This window comes from Enterococcus sp. DIV0755f (genome assembly GCF_051713725.1).
In the GTDB taxonomy this organism is placed as follows: domain Bacteria; phylum Bacillota; class Bacilli; order Lactobacillales; family Enterococcaceae; genus Enterococcus_D; species Enterococcus_D casseliflavus.
In genome coordinates this window covers 1292490-1308477 of sequence record NZ_JBIOQL010000001.1, presented here as the reverse complement: position 1 = coordinate 1308477, position 15988 = coordinate 1292490, and the positions used below count along the sequence as shown (strand labels likewise).

Below are 15988 nucleotides of genomic sequence, written 5' to 3'. Positions count from 1 at the left end.
TCTTGCTTAAGCGGCTGTTTCTTCTTCTTGTTCGCGGGCAATCTGCTGTTTCTCAAAGACTTTAAAGAATGGGTAGTAGATTGCGAGTGTGATAAAGAAGTTGACGATTACTAAAATCGCTGCTGCGATACTCCAGTCCGTACTCATCCAGGCGGCGATTGGTGCTGGAATGGCAAACCCAAGTCTGGCAGCCATCATCGGTACGACACCCGTAATAGTCGCGAAGTAAGAAATCGTTGTCGTAATCAATGGTGCCACCAAGAACGGAATGCCTAAGATTGGGTTCATTACGATCGGTGCACCGAAAATCACTGGTTCATTGATATTGAATAAGCCTGGCAAGATGGATAAACGGCCCAATTGTTTCAAGTATTTTGATTTGGAGAAGAAGAACAAAACGACCAACGCTAAGGTCGTACCGGCTCCACCGATCCAGACGAACCATTGTAAAAATTGTTCCGTAAAAATATTAGGCAATTCATGCGCATTGCCAGATGCTTGGAACGCTTCCATATTTTCAGCGATGGAAATATCCCAGAATGGACGAATGACAGGACCCATGATGGCTGGTCCATGAATCCCCAGTACCCAGAAGAAACAGATCAAGAAGACAGTCAATAAGCCACCAAACAAGCTGTTACCAGCTAGCACGTCTTTTAACGGCATCAACAAGTTACTTAAAAAGCCATTGATATCAAAGCCTAACATATGACGGATCACCCAGAACAAAATCAGGATCGCTCCTCCAGGAATCAACGCCATAAATGAATTCGTCACTTCTGGTGGCACGCCATCTGGCATTTTGATGGTAATGTTTTTTACGATAAAGAAACGATAGATTTCAACGGACAAGATTGCCGTGACGATCGCGCCAAACAAAGAGCCTGAGCCTAAGTTTGCCACATTGATATAACGTCCCGCATCAATGATGCCTTCCACAGAATCGAAGACTCGCAACGGTGGTGCAGCGGTTACAAGAAAGGACATCGTTGCTAAGATACCCGCAGTCAATGAATCCAGCTTGTAGCTTTTGGCTAGCGATGAAGCAATCCCATACGTTGCATACAATGCCAATAATCCGACTGTATAACGAAAGGGAATATCCAAAACTTCCCGATACGGTTCGATCACCGCAGCGACTGATTCGATGGGAAAATTCAGCAAGATCGTGAAGAAAGACCCAACGATCGTTAACGGTAACGTAGCGATGATCCCCTTACGAATCGCTACCATGTGCCGTTGCATCCCCACTTTATTTGCAATCGGCATCAACTTCTGTTCAATAAATTCTACAAACCCTTTCATAATTGCCTCCTTAGTTTATAACATTATAATGTTTATACAAGGATAATAGCACAGTGCTTCCTGGGAGTAAATATGTTTTTTACGAATAGACGAAACTATTTTTAACAACTCAAAATAACATTTATTCATCGTAATTTTACACAATATCAAAACTTAAAAATTTATGTGTTGATAAGGGATTTTTGAATAGCTTGATACAAAAAAACCTATTGGCAATGTTTTCCAATAGGCACGATATTAAAATCAAAAATAGTATTCTTGATTCATTTAATGTTTTTTAGTTTTTCAAATGAATTTTCTACTTAATTATACTTTCTTCTCATAAATAAAATCATCCATCACAAATCCCGAACCAATCGCAACGGTGCGTTTAGAAACACGCGTAAAGCCGCGATGCTCATAAACAGCGATCGCCTGCTGGTTTTGTTTGTTGACGTTTAAATGCAGTGTTTTGCCTGAGGCGATCTCCTCATACCAATCAAAGACTTGGCTGGCATAGCCTTTGCCTCTAGTGGATTGATGGAGATACAATTTACTTAAATAAATCTGCTGCTGCGTTTCTTCATACGCTGTATATCCTACTGCTCGGTCTCCTTCTAATAACAAAAGATAGACTGCTCCTTGCTGGACTTCGTTTTGAATCGCTGCTGGTGATTGGTAATGAGCCAGCATATACGCGACTTGATCGGACCCAATGATAGGTGTAAACACTTCTGGCCAGATTTCTTTGATCAAACGATCCAACGTTTGGAAATCTTCAGGTGATTGAACGATTTTTTTTGTGATTGCCATAAGAACCCCTTCTTTCTGCTGCACGAAACAAAAACTCGTTTATAAATATCTCTATTATAAGGGATAAGGAAAAAAAAGAAAGGGCACGTGGAACAAAGACCCCAAAATGTCTCAAAAGATGGTAAACTAGAAGTGAAAAAATGGTGACGAAAAGGAGGTAGCAACACGATGCAGCTCTTGCAACTACTTTTACTGGCAATCATTTTTGTTTCGTTCTTCATGGCGTTGATTGGCTGGGTTTTATCGATGACCAACGGCTTGATCTTCTCTCGTTCTCCTCAGCAATTTAAAGCGCATGCCCATGATCCTAACTATGAAAAAGAACGACAAGCAGGCAAGCGCTTGAAAGAGATTATATTCCGACGCATTGTTCCTCTAGGAATAGCCTCTTTGATCATCTATGGGTTAATCGCACTATTAAACGTCCTTTAAAAGTTTTTAAAAAGACTCATACAAATTAAAAAACAACCGGCATCTTTTCCTGTTGATCAATGCGCCTTTCGCTTTCGCTGAGGGGAACATCAATGCATAAGATGCCGGTTTGTTTTTTATTTACTTACTGCTGCTTTTGAGGCTTGAACTTTTTTCAGTAAAGCGAAGAGGACTTGGCTATCATCAATAGCCGCAATATATTGTTGGCAAAGTGCCATCATTTCTGTTTCATCCATTTTATCTAAAGAAATAACTAATTCATTTTCTACTACCTGCTTATTATTCATAGGGCTCCCTACTTTCTTCCTTTGTTACCTCTAGTTTGCCATGAATGAGCAGGTTCCGTAAGAACTTTTCAGTTTACAAACAGGAAACGGGTGGTTTACATCCTTGTCCTATCAAGGTTTTTCCAGAAAATTTATTCGGTAGCAGGCTCGATGTGGATGTCAGTATCAAACACCTGAAAACGATCAGCTAAGAGATCTTCAATAGCATCTGCTACGTTATGACTCTTTTCAACCGTCAAAGATTTGTCCATCGTCACGACGACATCGAGAAAAACATTGGCGCCATACATTCTTCCTCGAATCGATTTGACAGATTTCACTTCAGAAAAACCAGCGATTGCCGCTTCATACTCCACGACTAGCGATTCATCAAACCCATCAGAAAGTGAAAAGGCACTCTCACGAAAAATATCGACGGCGGTTTTGATAATCAAAAGAGCTACCACGATCGCAGTCAAACTGTCCAACCAACCGATACCAAATGAGGCGGCAAAAATAGCGATCGCAGTTCCAATACTCGTCCACGCATCGCTGCGGTTGTCTTTAGCAGCTGCTAGCAGAGCGGAGCTTTTTACGCGAGCGGATAATCGCTTATTATAATAATACATGCCATACATCAAAATAGCTGAAATGATACCGACGACTGCCGCGATCATATCGGGACTTTGCGTTTCTCCGAGTAGAATCGTTTGAATGGAGGACCATAAGACCTGCAGACCGACTGCCAGCATAATCAAGGATGTTACGAGACTTGCCACGTTTTCTGCTTTCCAATGACCATATTTATGGTCTTCATCTGCTGGCTTTTGAGCCAGACGCAAACCAATCAAGACAGCGATCGACGCTACGATATCCGTCGCATTGTTCAACCCATCTGCCCATAGTCCTTCAGAGTTTGCCAAACGACCGATGGCAAGTTTGGCGATGGAAACCAAAATGTAGGCAACGATACTTAAGATGGCGCCTCTTTCTGCTTGTTTTAATTCTACGTATCTTGTTTGATTCATGTCATCCCCTCCAAATAGTCAACTTGAAAATAATAGCTGAAATTTTCACAGTTTGCATCATTTATTTGAGAGATTTTATTTTTTAGGAGCGGCAAACATTCACTTCTAGTGAAACGAATTTCTGTTCTGAGGAAACCAAAAAAGCAGGACCCATAAGGGACTCCTGCTTTTTCTACTTTTTCTTTCACAAAGAAGCATGGCTACTCATTCACCAACAACTGGCGATTTCTTTCACTGAATTTCTCATTGTGGGATGAAACCATCGCCTGTGGGACACTGGTCGGCTCTAAATAGTGTTTGATTTGGTTGACTGCTTGCGCAGCATCTTGAAAGGCTCCCGCCAAAAGATTCACTTTGCCTTTGAAATAATGAATGTCGCCTGCCGCAAAAACACCAGGATGGCTAGTTTTTGTAGGAATCTCGCAATTGAGGTAAAAGTCTTCATGGCGTGCAAGATCAAAGGAGACTTTATCTAACAAGCCACTGTCACGGTCATACCCGTGTTGGATCAGTAGATGATCGCATAAAAAATCGATCGTTTCATGGTTGGCGCTGTTTTTTAGTCGTAGAACCATATTGAATGTTTCGGCTTGATTCACCCCATCGATGGTGTGATTCATCAGCACTTGAATCCCTTCTGCTTTCATCTTCTTTACTTGTGCTTCATGGGCTTTCAATTTTTCTCCTCGGTAACACAGGGTGACTTTGGCACCATAAGACACTGCTTCGATCGCATAATCCACTGCCGCATCACCGCCGCCAGAGATCACTAGATGCTTGCCTTGGATCGCTTGCTGGTCAGGAAACTGATAGTGGATATAGTTGTCGACATTATTATGGATGAAACATGGCAATTTTTGCGGAGAAACGACACCGCCGCCGATGCAGACTAAAACGGTGCGTCCAACATGGGTCCTCTCTTGGTCATCCACTGCATAAAAAAGGTCGTCTTCCTTGGTCAATGAAATGATTTTCGTTTTCAGATAGATCGTTGGATCAAACAACTTGGCCTGTTCAATCAAGTGTTCTTTGACTTTCTTTCCCTTGGTGGGCGGCAATGCACCCACATCCCAGACCATTTTTTCAGGATAGAAATTGATCTTCCCGCCTAATTCGGCTTGTGCTTCAAACAATACGACCGATAGATCACGTAATCCAGCATAAAAACTCGCATAGAGTCCAGTGGGTCCTCCGCCGATAATCAGAACATCTGCTATAGTGGTCATTGGCTAGCCTCTCTTTCGTAAATGAAAATCATTCTCAATTAGTTAGTTCGATTATAGACAACGATCGTCCATTTGTAAAGAATTTTCTGAAAACAAATTAATTATGGTTACCAATTATTTTTCTTTACATTGTAAAGAAAAAAGCCTTTTCCTGAACTTCTGGTAAAAAAAAGATGAGCAGATTGTTATTTTTTCTCATTTTATCTAGTGATATATTTGTGATCGTCCCTGACTTCAAGGTATACTCTTAGAAAGTAGGTGAAAAAATGGAAGTTGAAAAATGTTACGCGCCCTTACCGGACGGGTCTGTCCTCTATTACGAGAAAACCGGTTCAGGACGCCCTCTTTTTTTACTGCACGGAAATGGCGGCAGCAGTGCCTATTTCTCAAAGCAGGTCGACGCCTTGCGTCAAAAACATCAACTGTATTTAATCGATAGTCGAGGGCATGGCAAATCCACTAATACGCAGAAGAAAATCGATTTTTTTAAAATGGCAACAGATCTTTTAGCAATTATTCAGCAAGAAAAGCTAACGAAAATCGCCTTACTAGGATTTAGCGATGGTGCCAATCTGGCGATGGTCTTTTGCCATCTCTACCCAGAGCGTGTCAGCTGCATGATTTTAAACTCTGGCAACACGGAACCGCGAGGTGTGAGGCTCTTTTCTCGAATCGGCAGTGTCTTGCAATATCTGATCGTTTGGCTTTGTTCCCCATTCTCCAAAGGCATGCGGGGCTTTCTGCCTATTTTGGGATTGTTGTTTCGTCCAATCGGTTTATCTACAGCCGATTTGAATCACCTCAGTGTGCCGACATTGATTTTGGTCGGCAAACGTGATTCGATCAAGCTTTCCCATTCTTTTTATATTGCAAACAGTATTCCTCAGTCCAATTTTATCGTCGTCAAAGGACAAGGACATAGTTTTGCACGAAAAAATCCAGAAGTATTTAATACGAAAGTTTTATCTTTTTTAGAAAAGGTCGGTGAATAACTATGAGAATCTTTACTTGGCTCCGCGACCACCGCTCACTGTTTAAAACCCTCTTCTTAATTGCAGTCGCCGTGATCGTGTTCGGCGAGCTGCTTTCGTTAAGCAAGACGATCTCGATTGATCAACTAAAACAATTGTTTGCGCAGCTATCCCTTTGGCGAGTGGCTTTAATGGCTGTCATTGGCTTACTGTGTGTCTTTCCCATGGTCTTATATGATATCGTCTTGAATCGCTTGCTAGGGGACAAACCTGATCGCCGTTATTTACTAGAAACCAGCTGGATCATCAATACCATGAACAATTTGATCGGCTTTGGCGGTTTCATCAGTATCGGGTTACGGTCGGAATTTTATGGCAAAGGAAAAAAAGGCAAAGACGTTGCCCAAGCAATATCGAAGATTTTTATCTATTTGATGTCTGGTCTTTCGATTTTATCGCTTGCTGCGCTGGCATTCGTCCTCTTCGGTCCCACGACCGATTATCTCCAACAGTATTGGATCTGGCTTTTAGGCGGCAGTCTTTATTTTCCAATCGTCTATGCGCTTAGTTTTTCCAAAAAAAATGCCTACTTAGGTGGGCTGCAACGACGTGATCGTCTGCAGCTGATCGCCGCTTCCTTATTGGAATGGCTAGGTGTTTTTGCCGCCTTCTTTACGACGGGTCTGTTGATGGGTCTCTCGGTCGATGTGTTTCAACTGTTGCCGCTTTTCATCGCTGCTTCCGTGATTGGGATCGTCTCGATGATTCCCGGGGAACTGGGAACCTTTGATGTCATGATGATCATGGGAATGGGTTCACTACAGATTCCCCGTGAAAGTGTCATTGCCTGGCTCTTGCTGTTCCGTCTGTTTTATTACATCATTCCCTTTTTGATCGGTTTGCTTTTTTTCTCAAAAAATGTCGGTGTCTCTCTCAACCAGCGCTTTTCTGGTATTCCAAAAAGCTTGTTGTTGGAAGTGTTCCACAAGATCGAAGTGTTGCTGCTTTATTTGACTGGAACGATGTTGGTGCTTTCCGCCACGATTCCAGAAGCCTTTGATCAAATCAAATGGTTAGCCCACCTCAATCCGATTCGCTTGAATTTTGTAATGCAGTACCCGAGTATCTTTCTCGGCTATCTCTTTTTGATTGCCGGTCGCGGCATCTCTGCCCGTGTCAGTCGCGCGTATGTGCCGACGCTTTTGTTGATTGCAGCAACGATCGGCTATGCTATTTTTGCGGGTTTCCGCTTTTCGACCATGCTGTTTCTTCTATTATTACTGGCGATCATGATTTTTTCAAAAAGCGAGCTATTCCGAAAGCAACTGGTTTTCGCTTGGGAATGGCTGACGATCGATGGTTTGCTGATTGGTTCATTGACGATCCTCTATGTCATTATCGGGGTCTACAATATGCCCCATATCAATCGGCATCCGACGCATCACCATTCGATGGATTTTTTGCTTTTCCCTTCTGAAAAATTATGGCTCCAAGGCTTCGTTGCGATTTTATTCGTCGCCGTTGCGATGCTGCTGTTTGCACGCTACTTGATGGGACCAAAGCACCAACTCGGCGTCAGTGCCGCCACCGATAAAGTGAAGCATATTTTGAACACTTATGGCGGCAATAGCGATAGCCATCTTGTCTATTTAAAAGACAAGCAAGTGTACGTTTATCCAGAAATCGGCGAGCCGACGGTCTTTTTTCAATTTACGACCTTTAATAATAAATGCTTAGTCATGGGGGATCCTTCTGGAAAGCAAGCAGACTTTCCCCAGGCACTGGAAACCTTTCTAACAGAGATGGATCAGTGGAATTACTTGCCAGTCTTTTATGAAAGTAGTGAAGAAATGGTGATGCTACTGCATGAATTCGGGTATGACTTTATCAAATTCGGTGAGAAAGCCTATGTGGATCTGCCTAGCTTCACCCTCTCAGGAAAGAAAATGAAGGGACAGCGGGCATTGAACAACAAGATCACCAAAGAAGGCTTTACCTTTGATGTGCTCACTCCACCCTTTTCAGCCGAAACCTTTGCCACCCTTAAGGAAATTTCTGACAACTGGCTAGATGGACGGAAAGAAAAAGGGTTCTCCCTTGGATTCTTTTCAGAATCCTATCTGAGTACCGCACCAATTGCCGTCGTCCGTAATCAGCAACAAGAGATCGTCGCGTTTGCTTCCTTTATGCCAACCTATCAGACAGGCTTAGCTTCCATTGATCTGATGCGTCACGATCCTGAAAAAGCCCCGAACGGAACGATGGATTTCTTGTTTATTCAGCTGTTTGACTATTTTAAAGAACAAGGCTACCAACAATTCGATTTAGGTATGGCACCATTAGCCAATGTTGGTACTTTCCGCAGTAGTTTCTTACAAGAGCGGATCGCCTATCTCGTTTACACCTTCGGGTCTCGCTTCTATTCCTTTGAAGGATTGCGGGAATACAAACAGAAATATGCCGCTTCTTGGTCCCCTCGCTACATCTTATATTCTCGGGACAGTTGGATCGGTTATGTCATGATTGCCCTGTTGATCGTCGATAATCAAGCGGCAGACAAAACGAAATAAAAAAGCTCAAATGCGCCGGTTTATTCTCGGAGCATTTGAGCTTTTTCATTTGTTGCGCTTAGAAGTTATTCTGCTGATTTAGATGGTGCGTTTTCCCAAAGTTGTTTGACGACTGGAATATTTCCTAGTTCCGTCATATTGGATGGCAGAATGACCGTGTTGGTATTGCTGTTGACCACGTCTTTAAAGGCTTCGATCCCTAGATAAGATAAGGAGCGCTCGTCTAGCTGGCTTTCTTTGATTGCTTCATTGATAGCTAAAATCCGTTTGCGTTCAGCTTCAGTGATTTTCGCGATTCGTTCCGCTTCTGCCTCAGCATCGATCCGTACACGTTTTGCCCGCGCCTCTGCATCGATTTGGGTTTGTTCTGCCCGAGCTTGCGCGTCGATCGTCATTTGCGAAGCTTTGGCTTCGGCACTTAAGACTGAAGAAGATTTCTCCCCTTGGGCTCTTGTGATCATGGATTCTTTGTCTCTTGAAGCTGTGATCAATTTATTCATTGATTCAATGATTTCTTGAGAAACTTTGATTTCCCCGATATTGATCCGGTCGATCGCTAACCCATAGCCAGCAGTGATGTCTTTGATTGAAGTAAATAGAGCCACGTTGATTTCTTCAGTTCCATTTAGAACCTCGTTCAGATCCATTTTCCCGATGATCCCCCGTAAGTTTGATTGGGCATCTTGAATCATTGAGATAACGGAGTTTTCATTTTCGTAAACAAAGGCACGAACATCTGTGACGTGGTATTTGATTGCTTCATCGATCTGCACGATTACGTTGTCTTTGGTAATTGCACTTTGCGGTTCGATCTCCAGAGGAATCTGTTTCAAGGACACTCTTTCTCTTACGGTATATAAAATCGGAACAAGAAAATGAAGACCTGGTTCCAACGTTCGAACATATTTCCCAAAACTTTCCACAACTTTGACTTCCCCTTGACGAACGATCACAGCAGTGCTTGCGATCAGCCAAATCAGAATCACTAATACGAAGATAACTAAAATAATTTGGATAATGATCATTGTAAAAACCCTCTTCCATTTTCAAATAATGTATTGTTAACACGGGTCAATAAGACACCGTTTTCAACCCCGATAATCTCTAACATGACATTTTCAGCAGGAATCCCTGCAATCACCCGATATTCTGTGTAGGTGCCATAAAGACGGATATAGCCTGAATAATGATCCGTCAGCGATCGAAAATAACGTCCAACCGCGCGTTGTTCCATGTAGTCTACGATGATTTTCCACCCTCTTTGCCTTCGTGCAGGTTATTTTTCGTTTCAATTGATTCATTCATTCTATGACAAGTGTTACTAACTATAATAGCACGTTTCACCCAAGAGGACAGTATACATTTCATAATTCCCTCCTTTTTAGAAAAAAAGACGAGCTGAAAACAAATCCCTTGCATTTCCCAATTAAATTGCATACAATCTAATTGTACAAAATATAAAAATCAGGAGTGAAGAAATAATGAAAAAAATGTATTCGACAAAAATGATCAACACTGGCGGCCGTTCAGGAGAAGTTCATAGTCCCGATCATTCATTTGAACTAAATATTACTGCACCTGGCAAACGTGTTGAAAATGCCACCAATCCAGAACAACTTTTTGCGGCTGGGTTTAGTGCTTGTTTCAATAGTGCCCTTGAATTAGTGAAAAGCAACAAAGGAATCGACGGTGCTTCGACTGTCAGTGCACAAGTGACGTTATACGCAGAAAGTGAATCAAGCTTTGTTTTAGGCGTTGAGATCGAAGGTCAAATCGAAGGTTTATCAACAGAGGAAACACAAGAATTGCTTGAAATCGCTCATACCGTATGTCCTTACTCAAAAGCTACAGCTGGCAACATTGAAGTGTCTGTCAAAGCCGTTAGCGAGTAGACTTTCGTTGAAAAAACAGCTATGATAAGAGGCGGATGTTAGAAAAAGGGGTGAAAACATGAATGTCTTAGCGTTAGAAAACCAATTGTGTTTTCCTCTATACGCCGCTTCAAAAGAAATTATCAAACAGTACAAAGACTTACTGGACCCGTTGAATTTGACCTATACCCAATATTTAGTGATGTTGGTGTTATGGGAAGATGAAGCGATCAGTGTCAAAGAATTGGGGAAGCAATTATGTCTAGATTCTGGCACACTGACACCGGTTTTAAAAAAGCTTGAAGCAAAAGGATACCTAGTAAGAAATCGTAATCAAGACGATGAACGTTCCTTGCGGGTCACATTGACTGATTCAGGCAAAAGACTCCATGAACAAGCACTAGAGATCCCCTACAAAGTAACGGAATTCTTGCCCCTTGAACCGGAAGAACTGTCAGTCCTCCACGAATTGACGACCAAAATGGTCCAAAAATTTCAGGAACAAGAAAAATGATCCGCTGTTTTCACAGTGGATCATTTTTTTATCTTTTAAACCTTCACTAACAAACAGCGAAGAAAACCAGATGACCTACGAAGCTTTGGTTTTCAATTCGCCAATAACATTTCGCAACTGAGTTAATTGTTCTGGGTCTTCAATTTTTTTGATCGCAATTTTTACCAGTTCAAAAATTTGTTCCTCCGTCAAACCACTTTGCAAAATCTCCAATTCGGTGACGGCTGGTTGGAAACGACGAGCCAAAACTGACCCACTCATCTTGATACTTGCGATCTCAAGTATCCCTTTATTGACTAACTTACGAATCACTGACAATGACGTGTTGCGATTCAAGCCGAAGCGTTCACTAAATTCGGTACAGCATAGCGGCTCATCCACAGCCCAAAAACAAACTAAGACTTCCCACTCTTTTTTTGAAAAACTCAAGTAATCCATAACTGCTCCTTTCCATGCCAATCAGGCTGGTTCTTATTTTCTCATCAAAACAATCGCAGCTATTGACATAAGCTATCTATCCTCTTCATTTTACGATTGTTTTTTCTTTCACTAAAAGGATTATATACCAATAATAATCTATTTTATTCATAATTTCAAAATATTTTTTATTTTAATGATAAATAACACGTTTAATTCTCCTTCTTCTCCATAAAAAAAACGACTAGATGCGCTAGTCGTTTTTTTCTATCAAGTGATCCTAAGAAGAACCGCTTATTGGATGTTGAAGATCAGGCTTTCGTGCTCTTTTTCTTTTAAGGAATAGCCACAAAACTCTTTATTCAAATTCGGATAATCGCGTTCGATCATCTGAATAACCTCGATTTCCGTCAAAAATTTGTCTTCTGACAATTGCAGCGAGTTCAACAAGACAAAGCGTGAATCATAGCCTAAAATCTCTGGCATCAATTGCCAAAAATTTGAGTGATCAATTTGTTGGATCGTTTCTTCAAAGTTAGCAATCAATTGTTGTACATGATCATAGACTTTAGGATAATCAGATTTTAACAAATCCAACAGTGCTTGATCGACCACCTTATCCAAATAAGCCTTTGTGTCCGTATAGATTATTGAAGAAATCACTTATTTCATCAATCCTTTCATTCAAATGCCATATTCGACATCGTCAAGGATGGCTCCCTGTTCCTATATATAGCATACTATCGGTGATTTTCGTTCTCAGATTAAGGATAGAATCAAGAAAAAAAGGAGAAGTCGTTTTTTGATTCCTCAATCTTACTCCACAATAGCAAAATTTTGCTGAACTGATAAGCAAAGCGAATCAGCAACATCTGAAAATGAGAAATTTGTCAGATTTCCCTCCTTTTTTAGATAGATTGCCTCTCTTCTATACGAAAAATCAGCCGCCAAGGATCGCATCCTTTAGCGCGATCGATTTGAAACAAACAACCAGCAGCCCTTATTGCCCTTCACAAAAAACGGAGACAGCATAATCTCAGACAGAACCTTCAGCAACATGTATAATTAAAGTAGAGAAAGTCATCAAAAATAAACGAGACGAGGAGTGGAGCAAAGATGAAGAACCATTGTAAATGCGGCAAGAAGTTAACTGGCAATGAAAAAAGCTGTCCGGACTGTAAACGCAAAAAACAGCAAACTTTAGATTCCTTGGAAAAATTCGTTAAATACGGCAGTTTTGCTTTAGCAGGCCTATCATTAGTTTTAAAAATTGCGAAAAGTCGACAAAGTTAGCAGTGATCGACTGAGAACTTTAATAAAAAAAACGCCGTAATGGCGTTTTTTTTATTAGTCTACAATCGTACTCTCCAACTGCCAATTGACCGTACCAGTATACGTCCCCGGTTGAATCAAATCAAAATCAGGAACAAATCGTAAATAGCAGTTGTATTCATTTAAAGCAAGGGTCAAATCAGCCTCGCCGTCGGGAAGCTGCTGAAAAAGGATCGTTTCTTCTTTCGTAACTGTTGCCACCAAGTGATCGTCGAGCGGATCATAGATCACGAATTGGACTTCTTCTGCCAACTGCTGCTGGTCTTGCAAGAAATCAGTCATTTGCCCATTAAGCTGCCAAGTCCCTTCACTGCTGTTGCTGATAGACAGCAGTGCCGAGGTTTGATCAAACGAAACAGGAAGATAGGCAAAGCCATCACTTCGGATCGATCGTGCGAGCTCATTTACATTGATTGTCGGTCCGTTGATCGACTCCGGCGCACTGAGAAATTGTACACTGCCTCGAAAATCAATGCCATAATAATGGGTTTCTGATTGATTTCCTTCTGCATCGATCACAAAAGCAGCAAGATAATAAGTGGTTCCCGGCTCCAGATTCGCGGTATCTCGTTCCAACGTGTATGTAAAGGGATCTGCCAATGTGGCTCGCTCTATCTGTGCCGTTTCTGAGAAATCTGCCTCCGTCACCGTCTCTGCTTCCGTAAAAAAATCCGTAACATACAAGCGTGCTTGCGTTGAATTGCGGTCATCGATGGTAATCGGGGTAAAGCACAAGCGATTTTCCCGCACGATCTGCTGGGTTTCTTTCGCTTCTGCTAAGGTAGGCACACCCGTTGTCAGCGTGGGCGGAAACACACCGGTCATTGTGTAGGAATGCGTCTCAGGGCTGCCAGATACGAGACTCGATACAAAGGCATTCCCTTGGAAGGTCGTTTGCACAGGCACCGTTTGATTCAAGTTCTCATTGAGCGGCGCCCCCGTATAGGTAATCGAATAGTGGATCAGATAGTCATTCCCTTTGGCTAATGCAGGTAGGGTCGCGACCAACTCACCAGCTTCAACGCTAAAATCAATCGGCGTGCCGCCTTCTGGCATACCATTTACCATCAAATCAGGACCACCGAAATACACTGTCTCATCGACTAAAGAAAAGCCTTCTGGAAGAAACGAACGCAGCTTGATGCCTGCTTCCAACTCCGTTAAATCACTGGTGTCCTTATAAGAAAGATACGTGGCATAAGTAATTGTTTTTTGCGCATCAACGACTGGTGGTTGACTCAGAGCTGTCTCAGTATCTAGCAACAGCTTGTTGGGGTCACGTTCAAATACGCCTGTACGCAATTCCATATCGACCAAGCCTTCGACATCAATGAATGCCACTGCTTTTTCTTGGACATTTCCACCATTAGCACCAGTAAAACCAAAATAAACTGGCGCATTGTTGGTCAAGTTCAAGTTCGTTTTGAACGTATCATCCACGGGTACCGTGACATCGACCCCAAAATCTGGGACAGAATAATGCAGGGTTTGATTGGGCTGATCGAAAGTAACGGTAAACGTATGCCACTGGCTATCAGAAATCTTGGTGACAGCGACAGGATCAAGATGGTTGACGACCTTGTATGTCGGCAACCAACCTTCTGTCGTATAGGCTTCGTTAGAACCTGGAAAATTCCATGCGATATGGTGGCTATTGGGGGCATCGCGATCCATAGCACCATGGACCCCAAAACTGCCAGAATTATAGAAGGTATCAAATTCAATGGCAAAGCTTTGCGGAATCGCACCTGTATTCAGAGGATCCGTCCCCCCCGTATTGGACCAGACACCAATCGTTGAGCTTGCTTGTTGCGCGAGGGCATTTAAGCCACTGCTTTGCATAACAAAAGCTAAGCCATCGCTATCAGCAGCTGCATTTTCGATGCAAAAAGCCATTTCTAAACGAAAAGATCGGGTAAAAGATACCGCTTTGTTGAACCAAACGCCCCCACTGACATTTGATGTCACGCCATCATTGATTTGAACATAGTTATAGCCATCCGATCCTTGCGGAGAACCAGCTTGACCCACCGTAGTGATCAAGGTTTCATCGATCGGTAATGTCGCAAAATCTGGCTCCACGACGGTAGCCTCAACAGATGCGTTTCCTGTATGAAATAAGGCGATACCTAACAAGAAGAAAAGTAAAAAACGTGTCGTAAGAAATTTTTTCATCGTCATCCTCCGCTTTGTTTGATCAAGTACTTAAATGAAGTCTTCTCATTCCTGCTCTGTTGTTTCCTTTGATTTTTTTCGTCGCAAATACATCAGGAGCAATAGACTGGAAATAAGCAGGAGAATGACCACTGCAACAATATATACCCAACGGTTGCTGTGAAGAGAGCCTGATCCCACGATCGTTTTTCGATTGATCGTTTCAGCTTCTGGGCGAGAAACAGTGACGCTATCCTCAAAAACCCACGTTCCACGTGGGGCACTCAGCTCGATTTGAATGTGGTAGGTTCCCGGCTCTACGATTTCTTCATCAAACGCGCTATAAAGATCCAGTGTAGAGTTTGGGCCAAATTGAAAACTTTCTGCTGTAAATCCCCCCACAACGCTGTCACTGTCTTGCTCACGAATCACAGTCTTAACAGCAATCTTCCCAAAAGCCACTGGCTGATCATTTTCAATGCGGCTTTTTAGGGATGCGATGCCGTCTTTTTCTACCGCCTCACTTTTGATCAAGGAAAGTTCAGGATCAGGTAGCGCATCTAACTGCTGGCGAAGGCGGACACCTTGGACGATTTTATAGGTTGACGTAAGACTTGTTTCCTCCGCCTCTTGCCCCTCCTTTTGTTCTTCTTCAAAAGAAAAGGCACCTAAGATTTCACCTGTAAAACGCTTGTCATTCATTGAAAGAGGAAATACCACTTGGCGTGTTCCCCCTGGTTCAAGCTGAATCATTTGATTTGGTTTCTTTATCAAGGTCGTGAAAGACACACCGCCAAAATCCTCTGCTGTTTCGGCTGCCTGATAAGCGATGATTCCACTAGCAGCTGTGTAACTATTCAGTGCGGATGCTTGTATCGTAAGGGTTTCCGAACTCGTGTTATGAAGGGCAACGGTCAAATTCTGTTCGGTCTCATGATTTACCAGTAAGTCGAAATAAGTGACGTCACTGACTTGATTTTGGGGAAGTTCAGGGGTTACAGTGAACCGTGTGGTCTGTGCATGACCGGTGACTTTCGTAACGCAACACAAACTGATAAAGAAACTGATGAGTACGAAGCACTTGATTTGTTTTTTCATTGTCGCCCTTTC

16 protein-coding genes are annotated in these 15988 nt (G+C 42.4%); 5 read left to right on the top strand and 11 right to left on the bottom strand.

Going from position 1 to position 15988, the window contains the following annotated elements:
• Window positions 1-6: 6 nt before the first annotated feature.
• On the bottom strand, window positions 7-1305 hold the full coding sequence (locus IGI73_RS05810; protein WP_005225702.1) for a PTS sugar transporter subunit IIC: 1299 nt from the start codon (window positions 1303-1305) through the stop codon (window positions 7-9).
• 306 nt (window positions 1306-1611) lie between these two features.
• A complete protein-coding gene (locus IGI73_RS05805; protein WP_195960494.1) occupies window positions 1612-2097 on the bottom strand; it encodes a GNAT family N-acetyltransferase in 486 nt (161 codons plus the stop codon).
• 168 nt (window positions 2098-2265) lie between these two features.
• Here IGI73_RS05805 and IGI73_RS05800 point away from each other — a divergent pair, with 168 nt between their 5' ends.
• The gene (locus tag IGI73_RS05800) at window positions 2266-2529 is read left to right on the top strand and encodes a hypothetical protein (RefSeq protein ID WP_015509456.1); all 264 of its coding nucleotides are present in this window, start codon (window positions 2266-2268) and stop codon (window positions 2527-2529) included.
• A 116-nt stretch (window positions 2530-2645) separates the two neighbouring features.
• On the opposite strand, the gene IGI73_RS05795 is transcribed toward IGI73_RS05800, so the two are convergent.
• The 3 genes from IGI73_RS05795 to IGI73_RS05785 form a co-directional block, all read right to left on the bottom strand.
• Entirely contained in the window at window positions 2646-2816 is a 171-nt protein-coding gene (locus IGI73_RS05795; RefSeq protein WP_005225698.1) for a hypothetical protein, read from the bottom strand.
• Window positions 2817-2947: 131 nt separating this feature from the next.
• Complete coding sequence (locus tag IGI73_RS05790; RefSeq protein WP_428206376.1) at window positions 2948-3823, bottom strand: cation diffusion facilitator family transporter; 876 nt, start codon at window positions 3821-3823, stop codon at window positions 2948-2950.
• A gap of 200 nt (window positions 3824-4023) precedes the next feature.
• On the bottom strand, window positions 4024-5049 hold the full coding sequence (locus tag IGI73_RS05785; protein ID WP_428206377.1) for an NAD(P)/FAD-dependent oxidoreductase: 1026 nt from the start codon (window positions 5047-5049) through the stop codon (window positions 4024-4026).
• A gap of 266 nt (window positions 5050-5315) precedes the next feature.
• Between IGI73_RS05785 and IGI73_RS05780 the strand changes: the two genes are divergently transcribed.
• Window positions 5316-6041: an alpha/beta fold hydrolase gene (locus IGI73_RS05780; protein ID WP_428206378.1), complete on the top strand. Its 726-nt coding sequence runs from the start codon at window positions 5316-5318 to the stop codon at window positions 6039-6041.
• A gap of 2 nt (window positions 6042-6043) precedes the next feature.
• On the top strand, window positions 6044-8590 hold the full coding sequence (mprF, locus tag IGI73_RS05775) for a bifunctional lysylphosphatidylglycerol flippase/synthetase MprF (protein ID WP_074931775.1): 2547 nt from the start codon (window positions 6044-6046) through the stop codon (window positions 8588-8590).
• 65 nt (window positions 8591-8655) lie between these two features.
• Here mprF and IGI73_RS05770 read toward each other — a convergent pair whose 3' ends face one another.
• Both IGI73_RS05770 and IGI73_RS05765 read right to left on the bottom strand, forming a co-directional pair.
• Window positions 8656-9615, bottom strand: a complete 960-nt coding sequence (locus IGI73_RS05770; protein WP_010747934.1) for an SPFH domain-containing protein — start codon at window positions 9613-9615, stop codon at window positions 8656-8658.
• Window positions 9612-9824, bottom strand: a complete 213-nt coding sequence (locus IGI73_RS05765; RefSeq protein ID WP_005225691.1) for a hypothetical protein — start codon at window positions 9822-9824, stop codon at window positions 9612-9614. The genes IGI73_RS05770 and IGI73_RS05765 overlap by 4 nt, the downstream gene beginning before the upstream one ends.
• Before the next feature lie 247 nt (window positions 9825-10071).
• Here IGI73_RS05765 and IGI73_RS05760 point away from each other — a divergent pair, with 247 nt between their 5' ends.
• Both IGI73_RS05760 and IGI73_RS05755 read left to right on the top strand, forming a co-directional pair.
• On the top strand, window positions 10072-10482 hold the full coding sequence (locus tag IGI73_RS05760; protein WP_060792506.1) for an Ohr family peroxiredoxin: 411 nt from the start codon (window positions 10072-10074) through the stop codon (window positions 10480-10482).
• A gap of 58 nt (window positions 10483-10540) precedes the next feature.
• On the top strand, window positions 10541-10975 hold the full coding sequence (locus tag IGI73_RS05755; protein WP_015509453.1) for a MarR family winged helix-turn-helix transcriptional regulator: 435 nt from the start codon (window positions 10541-10543) through the stop codon (window positions 10973-10975).
• A gap of 75 nt (window positions 10976-11050) precedes the next feature.
• Here IGI73_RS05755 and IGI73_RS05750 read toward each other — a convergent pair whose 3' ends face one another.
• The 4 genes from IGI73_RS05750 to IGI73_RS05735 all read right to left on the bottom strand — a co-directional run bounded on the left by IGI73_RS05750 (window position 11051) and on the right by IGI73_RS05735 (window position 15976).
• Complete coding sequence (locus IGI73_RS05750; protein WP_005225688.1) at window positions 11051-11413, bottom strand: hypothetical protein; 363 nt, start codon at window positions 11411-11413, stop codon at window positions 11051-11053.
• A gap of 273 nt (window positions 11414-11686) precedes the next feature.
• Window positions 11687-12055 (bottom strand): DUF7006 family protein, encoded by a 369-nt coding sequence (locus IGI73_RS05745; RefSeq protein ID WP_015509452.1) that lies wholly within the window; start codon window positions 12053-12055, stop codon window positions 11687-11689.
• Window positions 12056-12739: 684 nt separating this feature from the next.
• Window positions 12740-14899, bottom strand: coding sequence for an L-type lectin-domain containing protein (locus IGI73_RS05740; RefSeq protein WP_428206379.1), 2160 nt, complete (start codon window positions 14897-14899; stop codon window positions 12740-12742).
• A 45-nt stretch (window positions 14900-14944) separates the two neighbouring features.
• Complete coding sequence (locus IGI73_RS05735) at window positions 14945-15976, bottom strand: DUF916 and DUF3324 domain-containing protein (RefSeq protein ID WP_428206380.1); 1032 nt, start codon at window positions 15974-15976, stop codon at window positions 14945-14947.
• Window positions 15977-15988 lie beyond the last annotated feature (12 nt).

Excerpts from the sequence above, each read along its gene's own strand:
- IGI73_RS05810 (WP_005225702.1), bottom strand. The coding sequence starts at position 1,305 with ATGAAAGGGTTTGTAGAATTTATTGAACAGAAGTTGATGCCGATTGCA.
- IGI73_RS05805 (WP_195960494.1), bottom strand. The coding sequence starts at position 2,097 with ATGGCAATCACAAAAAAAATCGTTCAATCACCTGAAGATTTCCAAACG.
- IGI73_RS05800 (WP_015509456.1), top strand. The coding sequence starts at position 2,266 with ATGCAGCTCTTGCAACTACTTTTACTGGCAATCATTTTTGTTTCGTTC.
- IGI73_RS05795 (WP_005225698.1), bottom strand. The coding sequence starts at position 2,816 with ATGAATAATAAGCAGGTAGTAGAAAATGAATTAGTTATTTCTTTAGAT.
- IGI73_RS05790 (WP_428206376.1), bottom strand. The coding sequence starts at position 3,823 with ATGAATCAAACAAGATACGTAGAATTAAAACAAGCAGAAAGAGGCGCC.
- IGI73_RS05785 (WP_428206377.1), bottom strand. The coding sequence starts at position 5,049 with ATGACCACTATAGCAGATGTTCTGATTATCGGCGGAGGACCCACTGGA.
- IGI73_RS05780 (WP_428206378.1), top strand. The coding sequence starts at position 5,316 with ATGGAAGTTGAAAAATGTTACGCGCCCTTACCGGACGGGTCTGTCCTC.
- mprF (WP_074931775.1), top strand. The coding sequence starts at position 6,044 with ATGAGAATCTTTACTTGGCTCCGCGACCACCGCTCACTGTTTAAAACC.
- IGI73_RS05770 (WP_010747934.1), bottom strand. The coding sequence starts at position 9,615 with ATGATCATTATCCAAATTATTTTAGTTATCTTCGTATTAGTGATTCTG.
- IGI73_RS05765 (WP_005225691.1), bottom strand. The coding sequence starts at position 9,824 with ATGGAACAACGCGCGGTTGGACGTTATTTTCGATCGCTGACGGATCAT.
- IGI73_RS05760 (WP_060792506.1), top strand. The coding sequence starts at position 10,072 with ATGAAAAAAATGTATTCGACAAAAATGATCAACACTGGCGGCCGTTCA.
- IGI73_RS05755 (WP_015509453.1), top strand. The coding sequence starts at position 10,541 with ATGAATGTCTTAGCGTTAGAAAACCAATTGTGTTTTCCTCTATACGCC.
- IGI73_RS05750 (WP_005225688.1), bottom strand. The coding sequence starts at position 11,413 with ATGGATTACTTGAGTTTTTCAAAAAAAGAGTGGGAAGTCTTAGTTTGT.
- IGI73_RS05740 (WP_428206379.1), bottom strand. The coding sequence starts at position 14,899 with ATGAAAAAATTTCTTACGACACGTTTTTTACTTTTCTTCTTGTTAGGT.
- IGI73_RS05735 (WP_428206380.1), bottom strand. The coding sequence starts at position 15,976 with ATGAAAAAACAAATCAAGTGCTTCGTACTCATCAGTTTCTTTATCAGT.